This is a genomic window from Streptomyces bluensis, assembly GCF_014650715.1.
Classification (GTDB): Bacteria; Actinomycetota; Actinomycetes; order Streptomycetales; family Streptomycetaceae; genus Streptomyces; species Streptomyces bluensis.
In genome coordinates this window covers 1-9,563 of record NZ_BMVM01000039.1, presented here as the reverse complement: position 1 = coordinate 9,563, position 9,563 = coordinate 1, and the positions used below count along the sequence as shown (strand labels likewise).

Annotated in this window: 1 protein-coding gene; it reads left to right on the top strand. The window is 73.8% G+C overall.

The window, feature by feature from the left end; genetic code table 11:
* On the top strand, nucleotides 1-9,563 hold a 9,563-nt coding region (locus IE262_RS38935; protein ID WP_189880362.1), incomplete at both ends, for a type I polyketide synthase.

The following is a 9,563-nucleotide window of genomic DNA, read 5'->3' as shown; positions in this document are numbered from 1 at the left end:
GTGGACTGGTCGGCGGGTGCGGTGGAGCTGGTGCGGGAGCCGGTTGTGTGGCCGGACAACGACCGCCCGCGCCGCGTCGGCGTGTCGTCCTTCGGTGTGAGCGGCACCAACGCCCACCTGATCCTTGAGCAGGGGCCTGTGGAGACGGATGCCGAGAGGGCCCCGGACCCGTCCGGGATCGTCCCTTGGGTCGTGTCCGGCAAGACGGCGTCCGCGCTCGACGCGCAACTCGATCTTCTGCGCTCGGGTATCGAGGGCTCCCCCCAAGACCTCGGCCGTGTGCTCGCGACCGGCCGGGCCCGGTTCGCGCACCGGGCAGTGTTGCTGGCGTCGGCGGAGGGCGTCACTGAGGCGGCCAGGGGAGTGGCGGTCGAGGGGCCGTTGGCGTTCGTGTTCCCGGGTCAGGGCGCTCAACGTCTCGGCCTGGGGCGGGAGTTGTGTGCGCGTTTCCCGGTGTTCGCCCAGGCGCTGGACGAGGTCTTGGCCGAGCTCGATCCGCGGTTGCGTGACGTGATGTGGGGTGATGACGAGGAGGCCCTGAACCGTACGGAGTTCACTCAGCCCGCGCTGTTCGCGGTCGAGGTGGCGCTGTATCGGTTGGCCGAATCTCTGGGCCTACGGCCGGACTACGTGGCCGGTCATTCCGTCGGTGAGATCGCCGCTGCTCATGTCGCGGGTGTGCTGTCGCTCGCTGACGCGTGTGCGCTGGTGTCGGCGCGGGCGAGGCTGATGCAGGCGCTGCCTGCGGGTGGCCTGATGCTCGCGGTCGAGGCCACGGAAGCCGACGTCATCCCGCACCTCACCGACGAGGTGAGCATCGCGGCGATCAACGGCCCCGCCTCCCTGGTGCTCTCCGGCGCGGAGGAAGCGGTTCTCGCGGTGGCCGCCGCTCTCCCTGGCCGCCGCACCACCCGCCTGCGGGTCTCCCACGCCTTCCACTCCCCGCTGATGGACCCGATGCTGGAGGACTTCCGCGCCGCGATCTCCGGTCTCCACTTCGCCGAGCCCCGCATCCCGCTCGTCTCGAACCTCACCGGCACCCTCACCGCCCCGGACACGCCGGACTACTGGGTCCAGCACGTCCGTGGCACAGTCCGCTTCGCCGACGGCATCCGCACCCTCACCGCCCACGGCGTCACCCGCTTCCTGGAACTCGGCCCCGACGGCACCCTCACCGCCCTCATCGACCAGACAGCCCCCGACATGGCTGTAGCGGTCTCCGCCCTCCGCAAGGACCGTCCTGAAGAAGAGGCGCTGGCCGTCGCGCTGGGCCGGCTCTTCGTGCAGGGTGCGCCCGTCGACTGGGCGGCGTACTTCGCCGGGACCGGCGCCCGACTCACCGACGTCCTCCCCACCTACCCCTTCCAACGGCAGCGCTTCTGGCCGGAGCCCTCCCTGTCGGTGAAGGACGCCACCACCTTGGGGCTGGAGCCCGTCGGGCATCCGCTGCTCGGCGCGGCCGTGCCCCTGGCCGGTTCGGACGGCCTCGTTCTGACCGGTCGGCTGTCGCTCGCCTCGCACCCCTGGCTCGCCGACCACACGGTGCACGGCCGCTCCCTGCTGCCCGGCGCCGCACTGGCCGAACTCGCCCTGCGCGCCGGTGAGGAGTACGCCTGCCGACGCCTTGCCGAACTGACGCTCGGCACGCCACTGGTCGTCCCCGACGAGGGTGCCGTACGCCTTCAGGTCACGGTCGGCCCGGCCGACGCGGACGGGCGTCGGCCGGTGACCGTGCGGTCCCGTCCGGAAGGTGATCCGGAAGCACCCTGGACCGTCAACGCCTCCGGGCTGCTGGAGGATGGTGGCGACGAACTACCGGCGCCTGACCAGGAGTTGGCGGTGTGGCCACCGGACGATGCCGAGCCGGTCGCTCTCGACACCTTCTACGCCGACCGGGCGTTGACCGGATTCGGGTACGGGCCTGCCTTCCAGGGGCTGCGGGCCGCCTGGCGGCGTGATGATGAGGTCTTCGCCGAGGCCGAGCTGCCGGAAGGTACGGAGCCGGGTGGCTTCGTGCTGCACCCGGCCCTGTTCGACGCCGCTCTGCACGGTACTTCGCTACTGGTGGGGGACGGTGTCGTGCCGTTCTCATGGGAGGGCGTCTCCCTCCATGCCGAAGGGGCCGCGGCGGTCCGGGTCCGGCTGTCCCTCGTCGCGCCGGACCGCGTCCGGGTGACTCTCGCCGACTCGGCGGGACGGCCCGTGGCCGGTGCCGACGCGCTGGCTGTCCGTGCCGTCACGGCGGCGCAGCTGGCCGCAGGGGGTGCGGCCGGACCGCTCCACCGGGTCGAGTGGGTGGTGCCGGCCGCGGACGTGGCCCGCGACCCCGGCAGGCTGTGTGTCTCCGGGGACGGTGACGGCACGCTCACCGCGGTGCTGCGGGAAGCCGGCCTCGGGCTCGGCGCGGACGGGGCGGAGGCGGATGTCCTGGTGCTGCCGACGCCCGTGCCGCAGGTGCGGTCCGCCGTCGCGGACGCCCTGGCGCTGTTGCGGGGTGTCCTGGCTGAGGAGTCCGAGCGCCGCATGGTCCTGGTGACCCGGGACGGTGACGATCCCGCCGGGGCCGCCGTGCGCGGCCTGTTGAGGTCGGCCGCTGCCGAGCATCCCGGTCGACTGGCGGTGCTCGCCCTCACCGAGCCGGAACCGTCGGCGCTGCGCACCGCACTCGGGTTGCTCCTGGACGGGGCCGAGCCCGAGGTCGCTGTGCGGGGCGGGGAGGTTCTGGTGCCCCGGCTGGGGCGGTTGCCGGTGCGAGCCGGTGAAGGGAAGGCACTGGCATGGGGCCGGGGCGGTGTCCTGGTCACCGGTGGCACCGGGGGGCTCGGCGCTGCCGTGGCACGGCATCTCGTCGCGCGGCACGGTGTGCGGGACCTGCTGCTGGTCTCGCGTCGAGGACCGGACGCGCCGGGGGCCGCCGGTCTCGTCGCCGAGCTGTCGGAGGCCGGTGCCCGAGCCGAGGTCGTGGCCTGTGACGTGGGCGACCGTGACGCGGTGGCGGGGCTTCTGGCCGGGCGGACCGTCGGTGGTGTGGTGCACACGGCCGGGATCCTCGACGACGGTGTGGTCACCGCGCTGACCGAGGAGCGCGTGGCGGCCGTACTGCGGCCGAAGGTGGAGGCCGCCCGTCATCTGCACGAACTCGTCGACGCAGAGGTGCCGTTCGTGGTGTTCTCGTCGGCGGCCGGGGTGCTCGGCAGCGCCGGCCAGGGCAACTACGCCGCCGCCAACGCAGCCCTGGACGCGCTGATCCGCGAGCGGCGTGGCGCGGGGCTGCCGGGGCTGTCGCTGGCCTGGGGCCCGTGGGAGGCCGCGGCCGGAATGACCCGGCAGCTCACCGACGCCGACCGGGCCCGCATGGCACGCACCGGGCTGCTGCCCCTCTCCACGGCGACCGCGCTCGCCCTCTTCGACGCAGCCCTGGCCCTCGACGAACCCGTCGTACTGCCCCTGAGTCTGGACACCCGGGCGCTCGTCGCCGCCGGGCCCGCCGCACCGGCCGTGCTGCGCGGACTCGTCGAAGACGGTGCCCGTGCCCTCGCTCGTGGTCGCGACCGGCGCCGTGCCGCCGTACCGTCCGCGTCCGGCGACGCGGGGCTCGCCGCGACCCTGGGGCGGCTCGGGCCCGAGGAGCAACGGCGCGAGCTGCTCGGTCTCGTGCGCGGGCAGATCGCCCGCGTCCTCGGGCACCGCCGCGCCGACGCCGTGGACCCCCAACGACCCTTCCGCGAGCTGGGCTTCGACTCACTCACGGCCATCGAACTGCGCAACGGCCTCGCCACCACCACCGGTCTGCGGCTGTCCGCGACCCTCGTCTTCGACCACCCGACCGCCGCCGACCTCGCCGCGCATCTGCACGAACGGCTCACCGGCGGCCCGGCCCCGGCCGTGGACGCGGCCGTGGGCGCGGCCCAAGCGGACGCCCGGCGGAGCACCAGCGACGACGACCTCGTGGCGATCGTGGGCATGGCCTGCCGTTTCCCCGGTGATGTCGCGTCCCCGGACGACCTGTGGCGGCTGGTGACCGACGGTGTCGACGCGATCGGCGACGTTCCCGCGGAGCGCGGCTGGGAGGAGACCAGGCGCGGCGGATTCCTCAGCCGCGCGGGCGACTTCGACGCCGACTTCTTCGGGATGAGCCCGCGCGAGGCACTCGCCACGGACGCGCAGCAGCGGCTGCTCCTGGAGGTCTCCTGGCAGGCCGTCGAGGACGCGGGGATCGACCCGGTGACGCTGCGCGGCAGCCGTACCGGAGTCTTCGCCGGCGTCATGTACGGCGACTACGGCACGCTCCTCGGCGACGAGCGGTACGCAGGCCTGCGCGGCGCCGGCAGCGCGCACAGCGTGGCCTCCGGCCGGGTGGCGTACACCCTCGGCCTGGAAGGACCGGCCGTCACCGTCGACACCGCCTGCTCCTCCTCGCTCGTGGCCCTGCACCTGGCCGCCCAGGCGCTGCGCGGCGGCGAGTGCACCCTCGCGCTGGCCGGCGGCGTGACCGTGATGGCGACCCCCTCGACCTATGTCGAGTTCCACCGCCAGGGCGGCCTCGCCGCCGACGGCCGCTGCAAGGCGTACTCCGACACCGCCGACGGCGTCGGCTGGGGCGAGGGCGTCGGCCTGGTCGTGCTGGAGCGGCTGTCCGACGCCCGCCGCAACGGGCACCGCGTGCTGGCGGTCCTGCGCGGCTCCGCCGTCAACCAGGACGGCGCCTCGAACGGCCTCACCGCCCCCAACGGACCCGCTCAACAGCGCGTCATCCGCCAGGCGCTGGCCGCCGCCGGGCTCTCCCCGGCCGACGTGGACGCGGTCGAGGGCCACGGCACCGGTACCCGGCTCGGCGACCCGATCGAGGCGCAGGCTTTGCTCGCGACGTACGGACAGGACCGCGCGCACCCGCTGCTGCTGGGCTCGGTGAAGTCCAACATCGGGCACACCCAGGCCGCCGCCGGAGTCGCCGGCGTCATCAAGACGGTACTGGCCCTGCGGCACGGGATCGTGCCGCGCACCCTGCACGCCGACATGCCGTCCACGCACGTGGACTGGGAATCGGGTGCCGTGCGCGCGGTGAGCGCGGACACCGTGTGGCCGGACACGGACCGGCCGCGCCGGGCCGCCGTCTCCTCCTTCGGCGTCAGCGGCACCAACGCCCACCTCATCCTGGAAGCCGCACCGCCCCAGCGGCAGGAGCCCGAGCGGGAGCCCGCCGCCGTGACACCGGCCGTGGTTCCGTGGGTGATGTCGGCCCGCACCGCCGCCGCCCTGGACGCCCGCACGGCCCAACTCGCCCACCGCGACGACATCCTGGACGTCGGCCTCACCCTGGCGGCCACCGCCGGCACCGCCTTCGCCCACCGTGCCGTGGCCCTCGCCACCAGCACCGGCAGCCCCGTCGAGCTCGCCCGGGGAATCGCCCGTGAACCGGGCGCGACAGGCTTTCTCTTCTCCGGCCAGGGTGCTCAACGTCTGGGCGCGGGAAGCGAGTTGTACGACCGCTTCCCGGTTTTCCGTGCCGCTCTCGACGAGACGCTGGCGCTGCTCGACCCTGCTCTGCGCGATGTGCTGTGGGGCACCGACGAGGCGGCGCTCAACCGGACCGGCGCCGCCCAGCCCGCCCTCTTCGCCGTCGAGGTCGCTTTGTACCGGCTGCTGGAGTCCCTCGGACTGCGCCCCGACGTCGTGGCCGGGCACTCCGTCGGCGAGATCGCCGCCGCGCACGTCGCCGGGGTGCTGACCCTGCCCGACGCATGCCGCCTGGTCACGGCCCGGGCATCCCTGATGGACGCCCTGCCGGAGGGCGGCGTCATGGTAGCCGTCGAGGCCGACGAGGCTGACGTACGGCCCCGCCTCGCCGCCGGAGCGTCGCTCGCCGCCGTCAACGGGCCCGCCGCCGTGGTCGTCTCCGGCGACCCCGCCGCCGTCGAGGCCACCCTTGCCGCGCTCCCCGGCCGACGCACCACCCGCCTCTCGGTCAGCCACGCCTTCCACTCGGCGCACATGGACCCGATGCTGTCGGACTTCCGCGCCGTACTGGACACCCTGGAGTTCCACGCGCCGAGCCTGCCCGTCGTGTCGACCCTGACCGGAACGGTCGTAGGGGAGGGCGAGCTGACCGACCCCGGCCACTGGGTACGGCAGGTGCGCGAGACCGTCCGCTTCGGGGACGCCGTCCGCGCCATGGCCGACACCGGGGTACGGACCTATGTGGAGGTCGGCCCCACCGGCGCGCTCTCGGCGCTCGTCGAGTCGATTCTGTCCGAGGACGCCGACACGGACACGGACACGGGATCGGGCATGGGATCGGGCATGGGATCAGGCACGGGGTCGGGGCCGGGGCCGGGTCCCGAGGGCGCCCTGGACGCCGTCGCCGTGCCGGTGCTGCGGTCCGGCCGCCCCGAGGAGAGCACGCTGGTCGCCGCGCTGGCCCGGGTGTTCACCACCGGTGTGCCCGTCGACTGGCCCGCGCTCTTCGCCGGGACCGGCGCCCTCCGTACGCGGCTGCCCGGCTACCCCTTCCAGCACCGCCCCTACTGGCCGGCCGCCGGAGCCCCGCGCGGTGACGTCCGCGGCACCGGACTTGACACCGTGCACCATCCGCTGCTGGGAGCGGCGGTGCGCTTCGCCGACACCGACGCCGCCCTGTTCTCCGGTCGCGTCTCGACGGCGACCCATCCGTGGACGACGGGGCATCGCGTCGCCGGCCAGGTCGTCCTGCCCGGCACCGCGCTCACCGAACTCGTCGCCCGAGCCGGCGCCGAACTCGGCCACGGGCACATCACCGAACTCACCCTCACACAGCCGCTGGTCCTTCCCGACAGCAACGCCCTGATCCTTCAGGTGTCCGTCGCGGAGCCCGACGAGGCCGGCCTCCGCCCCGTCACCGTCTCCTCCCGGAACGACGGCGACCCCGACGCGCCCTGGCTGCGCCACGCTGTGGGCCGGCTCGCCGCCGACACCGCCGCACCCGGCTTCGAGCCGGGATCCGCAGCGGAGTCGGAATCCGCAGCGGAGTCGGAATCCGCCGCGGCGGCCGTCTCCTGGCCACCGGCCGACGTGGAGCCGGTCGACCTCGACGCCTTCTACGCCGAACTGGCCGACACGGGCCTCACCTACGGCCCGCCGTTCGGGGCGCTCACCGCCGTCTGGCGGCGCGGCGCCGAGGCATTCGCCGAGGCCGCCCTCCCCGACGACACGGACCCCGACGGCTTCAGCCTGCACCCCGCCCTGTTCGACTCCCTGCTGCACGCCGCCGCCTTCACGGGCGGCACGCCGGGGCTGCCGTTCGCCTGGCGCGACGTGGACCTGCACTCGCACGGCAGCACGGGCGCACGCGTGCTGCGCGCTCACATCGTCCGCGACACGGACGCGGACACGGACATGGACGCGGACATGGACGCGGATACGAACACTGTGCGCCTCACGGTCACCGACCCCTCGGGCACACCGGTGGCCACCGTGGGGTCCCTCGTCACCAGGCCCCCGTCCCCTGCCGGCGGTACGACGGTCCCCAACGCGCTGTTCCGGCGCACCTGGGCGCCGGTGGTGTACTCCGAAGCGTCCCCGGCTCCTCGTCTCGCAGTACTGTGCACAGGTTCCGTCCCGGCCTGGGCGCCACAGGACGCGGAGATCCTGCCCGGCCTGGACGACGCCCTCGACGGCACCACGACGGCACCAAATCTCGTCCTCACCGAGATCACCCCCGGGGAACTGCACACCACACTCCGCCACACCCTGGAACTCCTCCACATGTGGCTCGCCGCTACGTCGTACGCGACGTCCCGCCTGGTCCTCGTGACCACCGACGAGGAGTCCCCGGTCCTCGAAGCCGTCCGGGGCCTGATCCGCTCGGCGGCGAACGAACATCCCGGCCGCCTGGCCCTGCTCACCCGCGACGAGAGCGAGTCCCCCCTTCCCTCGCCGGCCCGACTCCTCAGCGCCTACGGGAGAGATGGCGAGACGGAGGTCGCCGTACGCGGTACGGACCTGCTCGCACCCCGCCTGACACGCCGCGAGCCCGGCACGCCGGACGACCACACCCGAGACATCTGGACGGGCCCGGGCAGCGTGCTCATCACGGGGGGTACGGGCGGCATCGGCGCGGCCCTGGCTCGCCATCTCGTCACCCACCACGGCGCCCGCGACCTGCTGCTCGTGTCCCGACGAGGCACGGCCGCCCCCGGTGCCGCCGAACTCCGCGCAGAACTCACGGAGTTCGGCGCCCACGTGGACATCGCCGCCTGTGACGTGGCCGACCGCGACGCACTGGCGGACCTGCTCACCGGCCGCACCATCGGGGCCGTCGTCCACACGGCCGGCGTCCTCGACGACGGCGTCCTCACCGCCCTCACCCCCGAACGCCTCTCCACGGTCCTCCACCCCAAGGCCGACGCCGCCCGCCACCTGCACGAACTCTGCTCCGACGTCCGGGCCTTCGTCCTGCTCTCCTCGGCGGCCGGCACCTTCGGAGGTACGGGCCAGGCCAACTACGCCGCCGCCAACGCCTACCTGGACGGTCTCGCCGCACACCGCCGTGCCCTCGGCCTGCCCGCGACCTCCCTCGCCTACGGGCCGTGGGCGATGACCGACGGCATGACCGGCGAACTCGACCCTTCCAACCGCGAACGCCTCGCACGCTCCGGCTTCCGCCCCCTGACCGTCGAGGAGGGTCTGGCCCTGTTCGACGCGGCGACGACCGGTACCGACCCGGTCCTTCTGCCCGTACGGCTCGACCACACGGCACCCCGGTGGCGTGCCGACGTCCCACCGTTGCTCCGTGGCCTGTTCCGGAGCCGTACGACCCCTGCCGGCGCAGGTGACCTCGCGCGCCGCCTCGCCGGGAAGACCGTGGAGGAACAGCGGGCCCTGCTCCTCGACGTGGTGCGCACCCGCGCCGCAGCCGTCCTCGGCCACCACGACGCCGACTCGGGCTCTCGCTCCGGCTCCGGCTCCATTGAGCCCCGACGTCCCTTCCGGGACCTGGGCTTCGACTCCCTGACCGCGGTGGAACTGCGCAACGCACTCGCCGCGGCGACGGGGCTTCGCCTGCCCGCCACCCTGGTCTTCGACCATCCGTCGGCCGAGAAACTGGCCGCCCACCTGCATGAACAGCTGACAGAGCCTGGGACGGCGCCGGAGTCGGCGCCGACCGCCACGCCCCTCACTGACGATCCGGTGGTGATTGTGGGTATGGCCTGCCGCTACCCCGGTGGCGTCGAGTCGCCGGAAGACCTCTGGCGGCTGGTCTCAGAGGGTGTGGACGCGGTGGGGGAGTTCCCGTCCGACCGTGGCTGGGACCTGGAGCGGCTTTACCACCCCGATCCGAATCACAGCGGCACCTCCTCGACCCGGGCCGGTGGCTTCCTGACCGACGTTGCCGGGTTCGATCCCGAGTTCTTCGGGATGAGTCCGCGTGAGGCGTTGGCGACGGATGCGCAGCAGCGGTTGTTGCTGGAGTCGGTGTGGGAGGCGATCGAGCGGGCGGGGATCGATCCGTCGTCGTTGCGGGGCAGCCGGACGGGTGTGTTCGCGGGGGTGATGTACAACGACTACCGGGAGTTGTTGCCGGGGGA